The 16412-nt window shown below is 71.0% G+C and carries 14 protein-coding genes, 1 tRNA gene and 1 pseudogene; 8 read left to right on the top strand and 8 right to left on the bottom strand.

Annotated elements, in window-relative coordinates:
- Both ACIGYR_RS34295 and ACIGYR_RS34290 read right to left on the bottom strand, forming a co-directional pair.
- Positions 1–585 (bottom strand): hypothetical protein, encoded by a 585-nt coding sequence (locus tag ACIGYR_RS34295; RefSeq protein WP_391847967.1) that lies wholly within the window; start codon positions 583–585, stop codon positions 1–3.
- A 98-nt stretch (positions 586–683) separates the two neighbouring features.
- A complete protein-coding gene (locus ACIGYR_RS34290) occupies positions 684–1526 on the bottom strand; it encodes a MurR/RpiR family transcriptional regulator (RefSeq protein WP_391847968.1) in 843 nt (280 codons plus the stop codon).
- Positions 1527–1656: 130 nt separating this feature from the next.
- On the opposite strand from ACIGYR_RS34290, the gene ACIGYR_RS34285 reads away from it, so the two are divergent.
- Entirely contained in the window at positions 1657–3069 is a 1413-nt protein-coding gene (locus ACIGYR_RS34285) for a purine-cytosine permease family protein (protein ID WP_399607296.1), read from the top strand.
- A gap of 10 nt (positions 3070–3079) precedes the next feature.
- Positions 3080–3529: a hypothetical protein gene (locus tag ACIGYR_RS34280; RefSeq protein WP_391847970.1), complete on the top strand. Its 450-nt coding sequence runs from the start codon at positions 3080–3082 to the stop codon at positions 3527–3529.
- Positions 3530–3974: 445 nt separating this feature from the next.
- Here ACIGYR_RS34280 and ACIGYR_RS34275 read toward each other — a convergent pair whose 3' ends face one another.
- Complete coding sequence (locus tag ACIGYR_RS34275; RefSeq protein ID WP_391847971.1) at positions 3975–5366, bottom strand: cystathionine beta-synthase; 1392 nt, start codon at positions 5364–5366, stop codon at positions 3975–3977.
- 158 nt (positions 5367–5524) lie between these two features.
- On the opposite strand from ACIGYR_RS34275, the gene ACIGYR_RS34270 reads away from it, so the two are divergent.
- From ACIGYR_RS34270 to ACIGYR_RS34260, 3 genes are all read left to right on the top strand, one after another.
- Entirely contained in the window at positions 5525–6544 is a 1020-nt protein-coding gene (locus ACIGYR_RS34270; protein WP_391847972.1) for an SGNH/GDSL hydrolase family protein, read from the top strand.
- A 287-nt stretch (positions 6545–6831) separates the two neighbouring features.
- Positions 6832–8052: an acetyl-CoA C-acetyltransferase gene (locus tag ACIGYR_RS34265; protein ID WP_399607301.1), complete on the top strand. Its 1221-nt coding sequence runs from the start codon at positions 6832–6834 to the stop codon at positions 8050–8052.
- A 284-nt stretch (positions 8053–8336) separates the two neighbouring features.
- Positions 8337–9119 carry a hypothetical protein gene (locus ACIGYR_RS34260; RefSeq protein WP_399607304.1) on the top strand — a complete coding sequence of 261 codons (783 nt, stop codon included), beginning with the start codon at positions 8337–8339 and terminating at the stop codon, positions 9117–9119.
- A 6-nt stretch (positions 9120–9125) separates the two neighbouring features.
- On the opposite strand, the gene ACIGYR_RS34255 is transcribed toward ACIGYR_RS34260, so the two are convergent.
- Positions 9126–9407 carry a hypothetical protein gene (locus tag ACIGYR_RS34255; RefSeq protein WP_399607555.1) on the bottom strand — a complete coding sequence of 94 codons (282 nt, stop codon included), beginning with the start codon at positions 9405–9407 and terminating at the stop codon, positions 9126–9128.
- Positions 9408–9536: 129 nt separating this feature from the next.
- Here ACIGYR_RS34255 and ACIGYR_RS34250 point away from each other — a divergent pair, with 129 nt between their 5' ends.
- A complete protein-coding gene (locus ACIGYR_RS34250) occupies positions 9537–9767 on the top strand; it encodes a DUF4287 domain-containing protein (RefSeq protein ID WP_189814252.1) in 231 nt (76 codons plus the stop codon).
- Positions 9768–9823: 56 nt separating this feature from the next.
- On the opposite strand, the gene ACIGYR_RS34245 is transcribed toward ACIGYR_RS34250, so the two are convergent.
- The 3 genes and pseudogenes from ACIGYR_RS34245 to ACIGYR_RS34235 all read right to left on the bottom strand — a co-directional run bounded on the left by ACIGYR_RS34245 (position 9824) and on the right by ACIGYR_RS34235 (position 11181).
- Positions 9824–10669: a Bax inhibitor-1/YccA family protein gene (locus ACIGYR_RS34245; RefSeq protein WP_399607306.1), complete on the bottom strand. Its 846-nt coding sequence runs from the start codon at positions 10667–10669 to the stop codon at positions 9824–9826.
- Positions 10670–10818: 149 nt separating this feature from the next.
- A pseudogene (locus ACIGYR_RS34240) lies at positions 10819–10962 on the bottom strand (4-hydroxybenzoate 3-monooxygenase); the annotation flags it as partial.
- Positions 10963–11097: 135 nt separating this feature from the next.
- Positions 11098–11181: transfer RNA gene (locus ACIGYR_RS34235), tRNA-Leu, on the bottom strand.
- Between the two features lie 410 nt (positions 11182–11591).
- Here ACIGYR_RS34235 and ACIGYR_RS34230 point away from each other — a divergent pair.
- Positions 11592–12362 (top strand): ABC transporter ATP-binding protein, encoded by a 771-nt coding sequence (locus ACIGYR_RS34230; RefSeq protein WP_399607309.1) that lies wholly within the window; start codon positions 11592–11594, stop codon positions 12360–12362.
- Positions 12362–14890: an ABC transporter permease gene (locus ACIGYR_RS34225; protein ID WP_399607312.1), complete on the top strand. Its 2529-nt coding sequence runs from the start codon at positions 12362–12364 to the stop codon at positions 14888–14890. The genes ACIGYR_RS34230 and ACIGYR_RS34225 overlap by 1 nt, the downstream gene beginning before the upstream one ends.
- A gap of 69 nt (positions 14891–14959) precedes the next feature.
- On the opposite strand, the gene ACIGYR_RS34220 is transcribed toward ACIGYR_RS34225, so the two are convergent.
- Positions 14960–16252 carry a class I SAM-dependent methyltransferase gene (locus tag ACIGYR_RS34220; protein ID WP_399607315.1) on the bottom strand — a complete coding sequence of 431 codons (1293 nt, stop codon included), beginning with the start codon at positions 16250–16252 and terminating at the stop codon, positions 14960–14962.
- Positions 16253–16412: the final 160 nt, after the last annotated feature.

Below are 16412 nucleotides of genomic sequence, written 5' to 3'. Positions count from 1 at the left end.
TCAGACGAGTGCCGCGGTACGGCGGCGGGCCCCGCCCGGGGCCGCGTCGCCGGCCGCGATGCCCGTACCCCGCAGGCCCTTGACGGCCTTGCCGGCCGGGTGCCCGCCACGCCGGTCGAGCCAGTCGACGCGCACCCACAGCAGTGTCTGCCCGGCCCGCTCCAGCCGCCCGAGCCAGGCGGCCTTCAGCCGCAGCCCGGTGCCGAGCCCGGCCAGCAGCATGCCGCCGGCCGCGGGCACCACGAAGGCGGAGCCGAAGGCGAGCGCCCAGCCCAGCAGCAGCCACCAGCGGTGCCCCCGGCGCCAGACGCGCACGGTCACCGCCCGGTCCTGAAGCACGTCGTACTTGCCCGCGCGGGCCGCCCCGCGGGCGAGGGCGGCGTACCGGCCCCGGCGGGCCGATGCCACACCGGCCGCGCCGACCAGGAACAGCGCCGCCCCGGCCAGCACGCCGATCCGGCGCCCGGTCAGTCCCTCCGGTACGACACCGATCCCCGCGGCGGCCACCCCGAGCCACCACAGCGGCGCGGCACCCGCCCGCACGACGACGGCCACCCGGGCCAGCCCCTGTCCTCCGCGCGCCACGTCAGCCTCCCGTGTCACGTGTCTCCACAGCGCACATGTCTCGCGGGGACGCTAACGGCAGAACGTGAGACGAATCTGAGAGCGGCGGGGCCCCGCGGTCATTCGACGAACAGCCCGCGGGCCGCCGCCCGTGCGTCGAACTCCTCCAGGCGGGCCTGGGCGTCCGGCAGGTCGTCGCAGAGCGCCTCCAGCAGGACCCGGCCGAGCAGCATCGGCGCGCACGCGGTGTCGAAGGCGAGCCCGGTCCCGACGGCGGCGGGCAGCAGCAGGTCGGAGTACTTGGCGACCGGCGCGAACGCCGAGTCGGCGACCGTGACCACGGTCAGGCCCGCGTCCTTGGCATAGGCGAGGCTGTCCACGACCTCGCGCGGGTGCCGGGGCAGCGCGAAGCACAGCAGGGCGGTGGCGCCGGCGCGGACCGCGGCGTCGATACGGTCGTGGATCATCGTGCCGCCCTCGTTCAGCAGCCGGACGTCCGGGTGGACCTTGGCGGCGAAGTAGGCGAAGCCGTACGCCTGGGAGGCGGCGGCACGCAGCCCGAGCACCGGCAGCGGGCGGGAGGCGGCGAGGACCCGGCCGGCCTTCTGCACCGGGCGCGGGTCCGCGAGCAGCTCGGCCAGGTGCTTGAGGTTCTCGATCTCGGCCTCGACGGCCTGCTGGTACTCGTTGTAGGCGCCGGCCTCGGTGGCCGGTTCGGCCGGGACGACCTCGCGCAGGTGCTTGCGCAGGGCGGGATAGCCGTCGAAGCCGAGGGCGACCGCGAAGCGGGTCACCGACGGCTGGCTGACCCCGGCCAGTTCGGCCAGCTCCACGCTGGACAGGAAGGGCACGTCGGCGGCCCGGCGCACCATGCTGTGCGCGATGCGGCGCTGGGTCGGCGTGAGCCGGTGACCCTCGAACAGCGCCTGCAACCGGTTCGCCGGACTGTCGGTCGCGCTCATGCCGTACTCCCCCTCCAGATCTCCTTGCCGCCTCGGGAGAGTACAGCGCCGAGGCATTGACAGACACAGACCGTCTATTCAGAAAGTGTGTCGCTGCATACCGTTATACAGCCCAGTGTGGGGAGAACGCATGGCACAGTTTGTGGAACTGCGCTCCATCGACGTCGTCCCGGACGAGGAACGGCACGGCACGGCCTTCAGCCAGTTCACGCTGTGGCTCGGGGCCAATCTCCAGATCACGGCCGTCGTCACGGGCGCCCTGGCGGTCGTCTTCGGCGGTGACGTGGTCTGGTCGGTCACCGGCCTGCTGCTCGGCAACCTGCTCGGCGGCGCGGTGATGGCCCTGCACTCCGCCCAGGGCCCGCGCCTCGGCCTGCCGCAGATGATCCAGTCACGGGCCCAGTTCGGGGTGCGCGGGGCGGTCGTACCGCTGCTGCTGGTGGTCGTGATGTACATCGGCTTCTTCGCGTCGGGCAGCGTGCTCGCCGGGCAGGCGGTGGGCGAGCTGACCCACACCGACGACACGACCGGCATCGTCGTCTTCGCCGCCGTCACGGCGGTCACGGCGACCGTCGGATACCGGGTCATCCACGCCCTCGGCCGCGTCGCGAGCGCCGTCTGCGCGCTCGCCTTCGGCTATCTCGCCGTACGCCTCCTGGACCGCGCGGACACCTCCGCGCTGCTGCACGACGCGCACTTCTCGCTGCCGATGTTCCTGCTGGCGATGTCCCTGTCGGCGTCCTGGCAGCTGGCGTTCGGCCCGTACGTGGCGGACTACTCCCGCTACCTGCCGCGTACGACGTCCACGAAGGCCACCTTCTGGTGGACCCTGTCCGGCTCGGCGCTCGGCAGCCAGTGGTCCATGACCTTCGGGGTGCTGGTCGCGGCCACGGCCGGCGAGAAGTTCCTGGACAGCCAGGTCGGCTATGTCGTCGCCCTCGGCGGCACGGGCCTGGTCGCGTCCTTCTTCTACTTCGTCATCGCGCTCGGCAAGCTCACCGTCAACGTCCTCAACACCTACGGCGGTTTCATGTCGATGGTGACGAGCGTGAGCGGCTTCCGCGGGCAGCGGCGGCTGTCCCGGGCGGGCCGGGCCGCGTACATCGCGCTGATCATGGTGGCCGGCACCGCGGTGGCGCTGCTGGGCAAGGACAGCTTCCTGTCCTCGTTCAAGGACTTCCTGCTGTTCCTGCTGACGTTCTTCACGCCCTGGTCGGCGATCAACCTGGTCGACTACTACCTGATCGCCAAGGAGCGGTACGACCTCCCGGCCCTCACCGATCCCGGCGGCCGCTACGGCGCCTGGCGCTGGGACGCCCTCGCCGTGTACGCGGCCGGACTCCTCGCTCAGCTGCCGTTCCTCGCCACCAGCTTCTACACCGGCCCGCTGGTGGATCCGCTCGGCGGCGCGGACATCTCCTGGATCGTCGGCCTGGCCGTGCCCGCGCTGCTGTACTGGCTGGTCGCGCGCCGGCGGACGGTGGTTTTCCCGGCACCGGAAAGGGGGGCTGACCCCACTGCGGCGGAGCCGACCGCTCTCTAGGCTGACCGGCATGGACACACTCGATCCCCGGGACGACGCCGGCCTCAGGACGGACCCCTGGCTCCGCAAGGACCTGGACGCGACCGTAGGGGCCCGCAGGGAGCTGGGCGACGACTACGACTCCGCCCTGGTCGACTCGTTCCTGGAGAAGGTCGAGCAGCGGATCGACGACGCGGTGGACCGCCGGGTGCGACGGCAGCTGGCCGAGCGGCAGATGGCCACGGCCCGCGAGACCCGGCGGCCGAAACCGGCCGACTCCTGGGGCGAGCGCTACGGCTTCGCCCTGATCACGCTGGTCCTGGCGATCCCGCTGTCCGCGATCGCCGGCGCCCTCGCCGGGTTGTCCGGGATGGTGGTCACCTGGATCGGCATCGTCGGGGTCAACGCGGTACAGGCCGTACGCCTGAACCCGGAACTCTTCGCGGGCCGCGGCCGGGACCGGTCCGGCGGGGACGACTGAGCGGGCCGGCCGCCCGTCACTTCCGCCCGCCGGTCCGGCAGCACCACGGCCCGGCGGCGGTTGACGTGCCGGGGCCGGCCGGGCCCGGAGAGGAATTGCGCGGGGACCGCCGCACCCCCGTTGCCGGGGGGCGGGACGACGGCGGTCCCCGCGAGGGACGCGTGCCGGGTCAGGGCCGGGCTTGCGCGTCCGTGGCGTCCATGGAGGTCCGGGAGCCGCTCCGGAGGTCCTTGGCGCCGTTCGGCGCCGGCCCGGGCGGGGAGCCTCTCCCCCAGTGCTTGACGCCTGGGAGGTGCCCCGCGCCCTGCCGACACCCACCACTGTGCCGGACCCGTGTTAAGCGGGTGCTGCGCGCACATGACACGCTCGTACCACTTCCGGGACGGCTCGATGGCCCAGGTGACCGCGAGTCCGGCGGGACCCTGGGCCCTTCATCCGGCGTTCGCTACTTGTTGCCGCCCTTGGCGAGGAACGCCAGCAGGTCCTGCCGGCTGACCACGCCGGTCGGCTTGCCCTCGACCAGGACGATCGCCGCGTCCGCCGAGCCCAGCACCTGCATCAGGTCGCCGACCGGCTCGCCGGAGCCGACCTGGGGCAGCGGGGCGCACATGTGCTTCTCCAGCGGGTCCTCCAGCGAGGCCCGCTTGCTGAACAGGGCGTCGAGCAGTTCCCGTTCCACCACGGAGCCGACGACCTCGGCGGCCATCACGTCCGGGTGACCGGCGCCCGGCTTGACGACCGGCATCTGCGAGACGCCGTACTCGCGCAGCACCTCGATGGCCTGGCCGACGGTCTCCTCCGGGTGCATGTGCACCAGGGACGGGATGGCGCCGGCCGCCTTGTCGTTCAGGACGTCGCCGACGCGGGCGCTGGGGCCCTCGTCCTCCAGGAAGCCGTAGTCGGCCATCCACTCGTCGTTGAAGATCTTCGACAGGTAGCCGCGCCCGCTGTCCGGCAGGAGCACCACCACGACGTCGTCCGGACCGAGCCGCTCGGCCACCTCCAGCGCGGCCACGACGGCCATGCCGCAGGAGCCGCCCACCAGCAGGCCCTCCTCCTTGGCCAGCCGGCGGGTCATCTGGAAGGCGTCCTTGTCGGAGACGGCGACGATCTCGTCCGCGACGGTGCGGTCGTAGGCGGTCGGCCAGAAGTCCTCACCGACGCCCTCGATCAGGTACGGCCGCCCGGAACCGCCGGAGTACACCGAGCCCTCGGGGTCGGCGCCGATGACCTTGACCTTCCCCTGGCTGGCCTCCTTCAGGTAGTTGCCGGTGCCGGAGATGGTGCCGCCGGTGCCGACGCCCGCCACGAAGTGGGTGATCTTCCCCTCGGTCTGCTCCCACAGCTCGGGGCCGGTCGAGTGATAGTGCGAGAGCGGGTTGTTGGGGTTGGAGTACTGGTCGGGCTTCCACGCACCGGGGGTCTCGCGGACGAGCCGGTCGGAGACGTTGTAGTACGAGTCCGGGTGCTCGGGGTCGACGGCGGTCGGGCACACGACGACCTCGGCGCCGTACGCGCGCAGCACGTTGATCTTGTCGGTGCTCACCTTGTCGGGGCACACGAAGATGCACTTGTAGCCCTTCTGCTGGGCCACGATGGCAAGACCCACCCCCGTGTTGCCACTGGTCGGCTCGACGATCGTGCCGCCCGGCTTCAGCTCCCCGCTCTGTTCGGCGGCCTCGATCATGCGCAAGGCGATGCGGTCCTTCACGGAGCCGCCGGGGTTGAAGTACTCCACCTTGGCCAGGACGGTCGCCTGGATGCCCTTGGTCACGTTGTTGAGCCGCACCAGCGGGGTGTTGCCGACGAGGCTGATCATCGAGTCGTGGAATCGCACCGTTGTCTCCGGTCGCTGCAAAAAGATGTGTTCGTAGTGGTGTCGCCAGCCTAAGGCCAGCTGTGTGGCGAGATTGGTCGTTCACTCCGCGTTGAGATTGACGCACGGCCTGTACGGGGCAAGGAGTGGATACGGCTACGAGGAGGTGGCGGCGACGCATGACGAGCATGTCGAGGGCGAGGGTGGCCCGGCGCATCGCGGCCGGAGCGGCGTACGGCGGTGGCGGGGTCGGGCTGGTCGGCGCGGCGACCGTCGGGCTGGTGCTGGCGGAGCTACGGCTGGCACGGCGCCATGTGGGCAACGGCAGCAGCGGCCGGGTGCCGGTGGCGGACGGGGTGTACGGGCACGCGTACGACATCCCCGGTGAACCTCCCCTCCGCCTGACCATGCTCGGCGACTCCACCGCGGCGGGGCAGGGCGTGCACCGGGCGGGCCAGACGCCGGGGGCGCTGCTGGCCTCCGGTCTCGCGGCGGTGGCGGAGCGCCCGGTGGAACTGCGGAACGTGGCGCTGCCCGGCGCCCGGTCCGACGACCTGGACCGTCAGGTGGCGCTGGTGCTGTCCGGCGCCTTCCAGGTCCCCGACATCTGCGTGATCATGGTCGGCGCGAACGACGTCACGCACCGGATGCCGCCGACCCGCTCGGTACGGCACCTGTCGGCGGCGGTACGACGGCTGCGCACGGCCGGCGCCGAGGTGGTGGTCGGCACCTGTCCCGACCTCGGCACCATCGAACCGGTGCAGCAGCCGCTGCGCTGGCTGGCCCGGCGGGCGTCCCGGCAGCTGGCGGCGGCCCAGACGATCGGGGCGGTGGAGCAGGGCGGGCGCACGGTGTCGCTGGGCGACCTGCTCGGCCCCGAGTTCGAGGCGAACCCGCGTGAGCTGTTCGGGCCGGACAACTACCACCCCTCGGCCGAGGGTTACGCGACGGCGGCGATGGCCGTGCTCCCCACGGTGTGCGCGGCACTGGGCCTGTGGCCGGCGGAGGACGAGCGGCCGGACGTGTCGCGTCGCGAGGGCTTCCTGCCGGTCGCCCGGGCCGCAGCCGAGGCGGCCTCGGAGGCGGGCACGGAGGTCACGGCGGCGATGCCGACGGGGCCGCGAGGGCCGTGGGCGCTGCTCAAGCGCCGGCGGCGCCGCCGGGTGCCGGAGGCCGAGCCGGCGACCCCGTCGGTATGACCGGCGATCCCGTCGGTACGCCCGGGACCCCGTCGGAGTGACCGGCGACCCCGTCGGCGGACCTGCGACCCCGTCGGTGGACCTGCGACCCGGTCGGTGTGACCGGCGCCCCCGTCGGTGGACCGGCCTTCGCCGCCGGTCCACCGGCCGGGTCGGCCGGACGAGCCAGCGAAAAAGCAAGCGCTTAGTAAATTGCGGCCAGTGTCACACCGCGACACCGATGACCTCTCCGGTACGGCCGGGTAACTTCCCAAACGGCCCTGCCCACTTCTGTCACTGGAGCCGTGATGCCTGAAGCCGTCATCGTCTCGACCGCCCGCTCCCCCATCGGCCGCGCGAACAAGGGCTCCTTGAAGGACCTGCGCCCCGACGACCTGACCGCCACGATCATCCAGGCGGCGCTCGCCAAGGTCCCCGAGCTGGACCCGCGGGACATCGACGACCTGATGCTCGGCTGCGGCCTCCCCGGCGGCGAGCAGGGTCACAACCTCGGCCGGATCGTCGCGGTACAGATGGGCATGGACCACCTGCCCGGCTGCACGATCACCCGCTACTGCTCCTCCTCCCTGCAGACCTCGCGCATGGCGCTGCACGCCATCAAGGCGGGCGAGGGCGACGTCTTCATCTCGGCCGGCGTCGAGACGGTCTCCCGTTTCGCCAAGGGCAGCTCCGACGGTCTGCCGGACACCGCCAACCCGCTCTTCGCCGAGGCGCAGGCCCGGACCGCCGCCACCGCCGCGTCCGAGGGCTCCACCTGGCACGACCCGCGCGAGGACGGCCTGCTGCCCGACCCGTACATCGCGATGGGCCAGACCGCGGAGAACCTGGCCCGCCTCAAGGGCGTCACCCGCCAGGACATGGACGAGTTCGGTGTCCGCTCCCAGAACCTCGCCGAGCAGGCCATCAAGAACGGCTTCTGGGAGCGCGAGATCACCCCGGTGACCCTCCCCGACGGCACGGTGGTCAGCCAGGACGACGGCCCCCGCGCGGGTGTCACCCTGGAGGGCGTGGCCGGGCTGAAGCCGGTCTTCCGCCCGGACGGCCTGGTCACCGCCGGCAACTGCTGCCCGCTCAACGACGGCGCCGCCGCGCTCGTCATCATGTCCGACACCAAGGCCCGCGAGCTGGGCCTGACCCCGCTCGCCCGGATCGTGTCCACCGGCGTCTCCGGCCTGTCCCCCGAGATCATGGGCCTCGGCCCGGTGGAGGCCAGCAAGCAGGCCCTCCGGCGCGCCGGTCTCACCATCGACGACATCGACCTGGTCGAGATCAACGAGGCGTTCGCCGCCCAGGTGATCCCCTCCTACCGGGACCTCGGCATCGACATCGACAAGCTGAACGTCAACGGCGGCGCCATCGCTGTCGGCCACCCCTTCGGCATGACGGGCGCCCGGATCACCGGCACGCTCATCAACTCGCTGCAGTGGCACGACAAGCAGTTCGGCCTGGAGACGATGTGCGTGGGCGGCGGCCAGGGCATGGCGATGGTCATCGAGCGCCTCAGCTGACGCACCGTCCGTAGCGAACCACGCACCTTACGTCACGGAAGGGCCCAGAACCTAGGAAACACCAAGGTTTTGGGCCTTTCCGTGATCCAATCTCCCCCAGGATGTGACCTATCTCGCCCGGCGGGCACATCGATGCAGGTCAGGGTGGATCAGCACAGCGCACAACGAAACCACGAACCCAAAGTTCCGTCCGTTTCGTGACGTTACGCACTGACAGTTGGTTAGTCCGCCCTTCAAGCTGATGTAGGAAGTCGGGGGACGACTGTGAAACCGGGAGTATGTCAGTGAGCGCCATGCCGATCGCCCTGCTGCTCACCACGGCAGCCACCGGCGCCGTGGGCGTCGCCGTCCTGCGTACCGTCCTCAAGCTGCGCCGCCAGCTCACCGAGTTGCAGCGGCAGCTGGATGAGGACCGGACGGCGGGCGTGCACGCCCTGCTGCCGCACGCGCGGGCCGCGGCCGACGCCGGCGAGATACGCGCGGCCGTGGCCGAGGCGCTCGCCGAGGAGCGGGAGCGCGAGCTGGCCGAGGCGCGCGCCTTCTGGGCGGCGCAGGAGGCCCGTGACGCCTCCGACACGCCGTCGCTGTTCGGCCTGCCCGAGGCCGATCTGTTCCTGCCGCGGCAGGCGGACTTCGCGGGCCTGGAACCGGTGTCCGAGCCGGCCGCGGACGTCGACGAGTTCGCCGGGGAGTCCCCGGAGCTGGCCGCGGCCCGCCGCCGGCACCCCTCGCACCCGGACTTCGTGCCGGTGCAGTCGCCTGCCGTGAACGACCACGAGCGCACGGTGACCACCCTGGAACAGCTGGCCGCCGAGCACGTCGAGCTCTGCGACGTCCGCCCCGGCCCGCTGGGCACGCTCGACGTCTACGTCTTCGCCGACGGCACCACCCTGTGCATGACCCCCGGCCACCGCGAGACGGCGGAGCGCCTGGCCGCGGCGGTGGAGTCGGGGCAGTCCCCCTACCTCCTGGGCGGCTCGGGCATCTCCGGCGCGTACACGCTGACGTTCGCGTGCGGCGAGGACATGGTCTACATCCTGGCCGACAGGGTCATCGCGTCCCTCTGACGGTTCTCAGACCCCCGCCCGCTGCCGCGCCTCCTCCACGAACCGCACGGCATCGGCGACCTGATCGTCACTCCGCACCGCCACAGCCAGGTCGTGCGCGGCCACGAGGATCTGATCCGCCACGGCGAACATCCCCGCGTCCGGCATCTCCCGGGGCTCGGTGCCGGGCTCATCCAGCGACTGGGCGCGCCGGGACAGCTCCCGCGCCGCGGCCAATGCCTCGGCCGCGGCGCAGCGTTGCAGCCGGCTCTGCGGTGCCGCCCGCAACCGGTCGGCGAAGTGATCCACTGCTTGGGTCAAGGGCGTCGTATCAACCACCCACCGAGCGTAACGCGCCGCACTGTTGCCAATACGCGAACGCTCAGGCACGGTGACGTGAAGGACCGGCTTACATCCCCTTTGTGTTCGGAGGCGCCGATGTCCCACGTCTTCTCCGAGGAGACCCACCGCAATCTGCTCGCCCGCATCCCGCACTGCACCGGTCGTGAAGTCTCCGACTGGCTGCGCACCGTCGAAGAAGGCCCCGCGCTCTTCCGCTTCGAGGAGAAGGTCAGCTGGCTCCGGCACGAGTACGACCTGGCGTACGGCCACGCCAAGGCGCTCGTACACGAGTACGACCTGAGGAGGGCGGCGCGCAAGCTGCTCTGAACGCCGAAGGGCCCCGGGCGGGTTGCCCGGGGCCCGGCGTACGACCGGCGCAGGTGCTAGTCGCTGCTACTGAAGATCGCCACCAGCCGCAGCATCTCCACGTAGATCCACACCAGGGTCATGGTGAGACCGAACGCGGCGAGCCAGGACTCGTTGCGCGGGGCGCCGTAGGCGATGCCGTCCTCGATCTGCTTGAAGTCGAGGGTCAGGAAGAACGCGCCGAGCAGGATCGCGATGATGCCGACGATCGCGCCGAGCGGGCCGAAGCTGCGCAGTCCGCCGTCGGGGGCGACGCCGAAGACGACCAGCAGCAGGTTGACCGCCGTGACCACCAGGAAGGCCATCGCGATGGCCATGCCGATGCGGGCGTAGCGGGCGGTGACGCGGATCCAGCCGGCCTTGTAGACCAGCAGGGTCGCGCCCGAGACCGCCATGGTGCCGAGCACCGCCTGGAACGGCGCGCCGCTCCACCGGCTGTTGAACATCTCGCTGAGGACGCCGAGGAAGACGCCCTCGAAGGCGGCGTACCCCAGGATCAGCGCGGGCGACGGGCTGCGCTTGAAGCTCTGGACCATCGCCAGGACGAACGCGATCAGCGCGGAGCCCACGGCCAGGCCGTAGCTGGTGGTGGAGACCGGCAGCAGCGCCCAGGCGAGGACGGCGCCGACGGCGACCGTGCCGAGCGTGATGGCCGAGCGGACGACGACGTCGTCCATGGTCATCCGGTCGGTGGTGGCCGGGGCCTGCGGCGGGGCACCCTGCTGGAGGTCCGCCTGCGCGTACGGGTTCTGCGCGTAGGGGTTGCCCTGGGCGTACCCGGCCTGCGGTGCGGTGTTGAAGCCGGCATAGCCGTTGTCGCGGCTGAACCCCCGTCGCGAGAAGACCGGGTTACTGCTCCTCATTTCACTCCTCCATGACTGCTGAGTGCAGCCTTGGGCTCAAGGGTAATGGATTGGCAAAGGACCGACCATGATACTTGAGGAGGATCTTTCCCCTGCCACACTGCGCAACACGCTACGCGTGTGTCGGATTCCCGGCCACGGACGGACGGCTAACCGAGCGGAAACCCTGTGTACGCCTCGGCCGGACCGGTCTCGGCCGCGCGAGAGGACGCGATCCGCTCCGGGCGGCCCAGCTGGAGGCGGGCGGTGGCGTCCGGGGCGCGGTGCAGCAGCGTCGTCATGTCGTAGGAGAACCACGGAGCGATCACCGGCAGGCTGTTCGTGTGGTGAAAGTTTCTTCACTCAGAGGCGAGCGCGAGTGTCCGGCCACACAGGCACCGCCGTCAACGGTCGCGCCGGAGTCACAAAGGGGTTCGGGAGGCGGAAAGTGCCCGGAGCCGGACTTGAACCGGCACGCCCGCGAAGGGGCAGCGAGGTTTAAGCTCGCCGTGTCTGCATTCCACCATCCGGGCAGGCCATGGGCTCCGCAACGAGGTTCCGAGCCTATCGGGACCCAACCCCCGAACAGCGGACGGGTGGACCGATGTTGTCTTATTTTATTGACGTCTGAGGGTGCATCAGCCCACGGAACACGCCATCCGCACTTGCCAACAGCCTGACGGGACAGGTGTACGCGCGTACGCGAAATGACGGAATTTCACCGCCAGAACAAAGGCGGTCCACCGGTTCTTGACATGTCGCCGGGCGTCCGGGGCGCCGTCCCTCAGGGTCGGCCGTCCTCCCCAGGTATGACACGGCGGCCTCCCGTCCGACCCGAGTCGCCCCCCGGAACCAGAACAGCGACTGACTACACGCGCGTCCCGTGCCGTGACGATGGAACGGTCCCCAGGAACACACGTCGTCCCGACAGGAGCACCGTCCCGTGACCACCACACCCACCGCCGACCGGACCACCGCCGTGGCCGCACGCGCCACGGAGCTGTCGAAGATCTACGGGCAGGGTGAGACCCGGGTGGTCGCCCTGGACCGGGTCTCCGTCGGCTTCCGGCAGGCCGAGTTCACCGCGATCATGGGTCCGTCCGGCTCCGGCAAGTCCACGCTGATGCACTGCGTGGCCGGTCTGGACACCTTCTCCTCCGGGTCGGCGCGCATCGGCGACACCGAGCTGGGCAAGCTGAAGGACAAGCAGCTCACCAAGTTGCGCCGGGACAAGATCGGCTTCATCTTCCAGGCGTTCAACCTGCTGCCGACGCTGACCGCGCTGGAGAACATCACCCTCCCGATGGACATCGCCGGCCGCAAGGCGGACAAGGCGTGGCTGGATCAGGTCATCCAGATGGTGGGGCTGTCGGGGCGGCTCAGCCACCGGCCCTCCCAGCTCTCCGGCGGGCAGCAGCAGCGCGTGGCCGTCGCCCGGGCCCTCGCCTCCAAGCCCGACATCATCTTCGGTGACGAGCCCACCGGAAACCTGGACTCGCGGTCCGGCGCCGAGGTGCTCGGCTTCCTGCGCAACTCCGTGCGTGAGCTGGGCCAGACGGTGGTCATGGTGACCCACGACCCGGTGGCCGCCGCGTACGCGGACCGCGTGATCTTCCTCGCGGACGGCCGGGTCGTCGACGAGATGCACGGTCCCACCGCCGACTCCGTGCTCGACCTGATGAAGCAGTTCGACGCGAAGGGCCGTACCAGCTGATGTTCCGCACCGCCCTGCGCAACGTCCTCGCGCACAAGGCCCGGCTCCTGATGACCGTGCTCGCCGTCATGCTCGGCGTGGCCTTCGTCTGCGGGACGCTGGTCTTCACCAACACCATCTCCGACGCCTACCAGAAGAGTTCCGCCAAGGGCTTCGAACAGGTCGACGTCGCCGTTCGGCCCGAGTACCAGGACTCCAAGGGAGACAAGGTCGGCAAGACCCCCGAGCTGACCCGGGCCCTGCTGGACAAGGCCGCCAAGGTCCCCGGTGCCGCCTCCGCCACGGGTGTCGTCACCGGCTTCACCGCCGTCGCCGACAAGGACGGCAAGCTCGTCGGCGGCGACTGGCAGTCCGCCGGCGGCAACTACTGGGGCACCAATGACCCCCGTTACCCGCTGGTCGACGGTCACGCCCCGCACGGCAAGGGCGAGGTGCTGATCGACTCCGAGACCGCGAAGCGCGCCGGCTACCAGGTCGGCGACACCGTGCGCCTCTCCGTCGACGGCCCGGTCCTCACCCCGACCGTCAGCGGCATCTTCACCACGGACGACGGCAATGTCGCCGCGGGCGGCAGTCTCGCCCTGTTCGACACGCCCACCGCCCAGGCCCTGTTCGGCAAGAAGGGCACGTACGACGAGATCGACGTGCGGGCCGCGGCCGGCACCGGTCAGACGGCGCTCAAGGCCGCACTGGACAAGGCCCTGCCCGCGAAGCTCGTGGAGACCACCACGGGCCGGCAGCTCGCCGACGACCAGGCGCGGATGATCTCCTCGTCGATGAGCGGTCTGAAGCAGGCCCTGCTGGTCTTCGCCGGCATCGCCCTGTTCGTCGGCACCTTCATCATCGCCAACACCTTCACCATGCTGGTCGCCCAGCGCACCCGGGAACTGGCCCTGCTGCGGGCGGTCGGCGCCTCCCGCCGGCAGGTCACGCGCTCGGTGCTCATCGAGGCGTTCGTGGTCGGTACGGTCGCCGGTGTGACCGGTCTGGCCGCCGGTATCGGCATCGGCGCGGGCCTGCGCTCCCTGCTGGACTCCTTCGGCGCGAGCCTGCCCGACGGACCGCTGGTGATCAGCCCCGGCACGGTGGCGACCGCCCTGGCGGTCGGCGTCCTCATCACCATGCTGGCCGCGTGGCTGCCGGGCCGCCGGGCCGCGAAGATCCCGCCGGTGGCGGCGATGAGCAGCGTGCACGCCAAGGCGACCACCAAGTCGCTGGTGCTGCGCAACACGCTGGGCTCGCTGTTCGCGGCGGCAGGCGTCGCGGCGGTCCTCGCCGGTACCAGGATGAACGCCGACTCGGGCCAGGGTGCGATGGGCATCGGCGCGGTCCTGCTCATCATCGGCGTGTTCGTGCTGACCCCGCTGCTGTCCCGCCCGCTGATCGCCGCCGCCGCGCCGGTGCTGCGCGCCTTCGGGGTGTCGGGCAAGCTGGCCCGGCAGAACTCGGTGCGCAACCCGCGCCGTACGGCGGCCACCGCCTCCGCGCTGATGATCGGCCTGACCCTGATCACCGGCATGACGGTGATGGCGGGCAGCCTGCAGACCTCGATCGACAAGATGGCCAGCTCGGCGATCCGCGCCGACTACGTCGTCTCGATGGCCAACCGCGGCCCGCTCTCCCCCGACGTCGCGAAGAAGCTCGCCGCCGCCGACGGTGTCACCGCCAGCAGCCCGCTGCGCAACGGCGAGTCCCGCATCGACGGCGACACGGAGTTCCTGACCGGCGTCAACGGCGCGGTGATCGGCGAACTGACGGACCTGAAGGTGACCGACGGCTCCTTCTCGGTGGGCGGCTCGCGGGTCGTCGTGGACGAGGACCGGGCCAAGGACCACGGCTGGAAGGCCGGTTCGCGGTTCACCGCGCACTTCGAGGACGGCAGGGCCGAGCGGCTGACGGTCGCGGGCGTGTACGAGGGCAACGACATGCTCAACGGCGTCATCCTCGACGACAAGGTCCTCACCCCGCACCTGAGCGACCCGGCCGACATGCAGGTCATGGTCAAGACCGCGGACGGCGCGTCCGGCACCGCCAAGGACACGCTGGAGCAGGCCCTCGGCTCCAACCCGGCGATCAAGGTCCAGGACAAGCAGGACATCTCCCACGAGATCGCGCAGATGTTCACCCTGATGCTGAACATGGTCTACGGCCTGCTCGGCATGGCGGTGATCGTCGCCGTGCTCGGCGTCATCAACACGCTGGCGATGTCCGTCTTCGAGCGTGCGCAGGAGATCGGCATGCTCCGCGCGATCGGCCTGGACCGCCGGGCGATCAAGCGGATGGTCCGCCTGGAGTCCCTGGTGATCTCCCTGTTCGGCGGTGTCCTGGGCATCGGACTGGGCGTGTTCTTCGGCTGGGCGGCCGGTGAGCTGCTGGGCACGAAGATGCCGACGTACGAACTGGTCCTGCCCTGGGGCCGGATGGCGGTCTTCCTGCTGCTGGCGGGCACGGTCGGCATCCTGGCCGCCCTGTGGCCGGCCCGCCGCGCGGCCCGGATGAACATGCTGGCGGCCATCAAGGCCGAGTAGCCGTAGGACACACCGGAGGGGCCTCGCGACCGCGGGGCCCCTCTTGCCGTACCGGTGGAGCGGAGGGCATCAGCCCTGCCAGGTGCGGGGCCGCAGCGGGAGTCCGGAGGCGCCGGATTCCGGAGGGCGGACCGCCAGGACCTGGTTGACGCCGATGCGGTTGCGTTCGAAGGCGAGCGCGGAGGCGGCCATGTAAAGCAGCCAGACGCGGGCGCGGCCGGGGCCGGCGAGCCGGGCGGCGCGGTCCCAGTCGGCCTCCAGGTTGGTCACCCAGCGGCGCAGGGTGCGGGCGTAGTGCTCGCGGAGGGACTCCACGTCCCGGACCTCGAACCCGGTCCGCTCCAGCTGGGTGACGGTGGTGCCGACGGGAGCGAGTTCGCCGTCGGGGAAGACGTAGGCGTCGATGAACGGGTCGACCTCGTACGCCGACTCGTCCCGCTGCGGGCGGCGGGCGATCTGGTGGTTGAGCAGCCGGCCGCCGGGCTTGAGCAGGGCGTACAGCAGGCGCGCGTACTCCAGGTAGCGTTCGGCGCCGACGTGTTCGGCCATGCCGATGGAGGAGATCGCGTCGAAGGGGCCGTCCGTGACGTCCCGGTAGTCCTGGACCCTGATCTCCACCCGGTCGGTCAGCCCCTCGTCGGCGACGCGCTTGCGGGCGTACGCCGCCTGCTCCTGCGACAGCGTGACCCCGACGACGCTCACGCCGTACTCGCGGGCCGCGTGGATGGCCATGGAGCCCCAGCCGCAGCCGACGTCCAGCAGCCGCTGACCCTTCTTCAGGCCCAGTTTGGCGCAGACCAGTTCGAGCTTGTCGCGCTGGGCGGACTCCAGGGTGCCGGCTTCCTCCCAATAGGCGCAGGAGTACACCATGGAGGGGCCGAGGACCACCTCGTAGAAGTCGTTGCCGACGTCGTAGTGGTGACTGATGGCCCGTTTGTCGGAGCGCCTGGTGTGCAGGCGCCGGCGGGGCCTGCGGACCTCCTCCTGGGGCGGGGCGGGCGGCAGGGGCGGGCCGGCGAGCTTCAGCAGTTCACGGACGGCGGCGCGTACTTCCGGATCGCGCACCGCCTGGACCAGGCTCCGGGCGTCCTCCCCGCGCTCCCACACCAGCCCGGCCACCGCCTCCAGCACGCTGTACAGGTCCCCCTCGATGCCCAGGTCCCCGGCGACCCAGGCACGGGCGAGACCCAGTTCGCCCGGTTTGAACAGCATGCGGCGCAGGGCGCGGCGATTGCGGATGACGAGCACGGGTGCTTCCGGCGGTCCGTCCTGCGATCCGTCCCACGCCCGCACCCGCACGGGGAGCGGCGTTCCCAGCACCTGCTCGGCAAGACTCCTCAGCCGCGACGCGGCGTCGGCCATGGCGCACACCTCCAAGACGACGATCCCGGATGTCCGTTCACCACGTAAACACCCCGGGGCGCTCGGCGCAGTCCCGCAAAGGAGTTACAACTGAGCAAAACAGCTGTAGAGGGCATGCACTTCGGCCGGGTGCACAACGCCGAAGGACCTCCCGCACCAC

Source organism: Streptomyces sp. NPDC053076, assembly GCF_044546845.1.
GTDB lineage: Bacteria > Actinomycetota > Actinomycetes > Streptomycetales > Streptomycetaceae > Streptomyces.
Note: the sequence above shows the minus strand (reverse complement) of the source record. Positions and strands in the feature narration are given on the sequence as shown.

Bases quoted from the DNA above. Each gene is read 5' to 3' on its own strand.
- ACIGYR_RS34265 (WP_399607301.1), top strand. From the start codon at position 6,832: ATGCCTGAAGCCGTCATCGTCTCGACCGCCCGCTCCCCCATCGGCCGC.
- ACIGYR_RS34225 (WP_399607312.1), top strand. From the start codon at position 12,362: ATGTTCCGCACCGCCCTGCGCAACGTCCTCGCGCACAAGGCCCGGCTC.
- ACIGYR_RS34220 (WP_399607315.1), bottom strand. From the start codon at position 16,252: ATGGCCGACGCCGCGTCGCGGCTGAGGAGTCTTGCCGAGCAGGTGCTG.
- ACIGYR_RS34250 (WP_189814252.1), top strand. From the start codon at position 9,537: ATGTCCCACGTCTTCTCCGAGGAGACCCACCGCAATCTGCTCGCCCGC.
- ACIGYR_RS34285 (WP_399607296.1), top strand. From the start codon at position 1,657: ATGGCACAGTTTGTGGAACTGCGCTCCATCGACGTCGTCCCGGACGAG.
- ACIGYR_RS34270 (WP_391847972.1), top strand. From the start codon at position 5,525: ATGACGAGCATGTCGAGGGCGAGGGTGGCCCGGCGCATCGCGGCCGGA.
- ACIGYR_RS34290 (WP_391847968.1), bottom strand. From the start codon at position 1,526: ATGAGCGCGACCGACAGTCCGGCGAACCGGTTGCAGGCGCTGTTCGAG.
- ACIGYR_RS34280 (WP_391847970.1), top strand. From the start codon at position 3,080: ATGGACACACTCGATCCCCGGGACGACGCCGGCCTCAGGACGGACCCC.
- ACIGYR_RS34245 (WP_399607306.1), bottom strand. From the start codon at position 10,669: ATGAGGAGCAGTAACCCGGTCTTCTCGCGACGGGGGTTCAGCCGCGAC.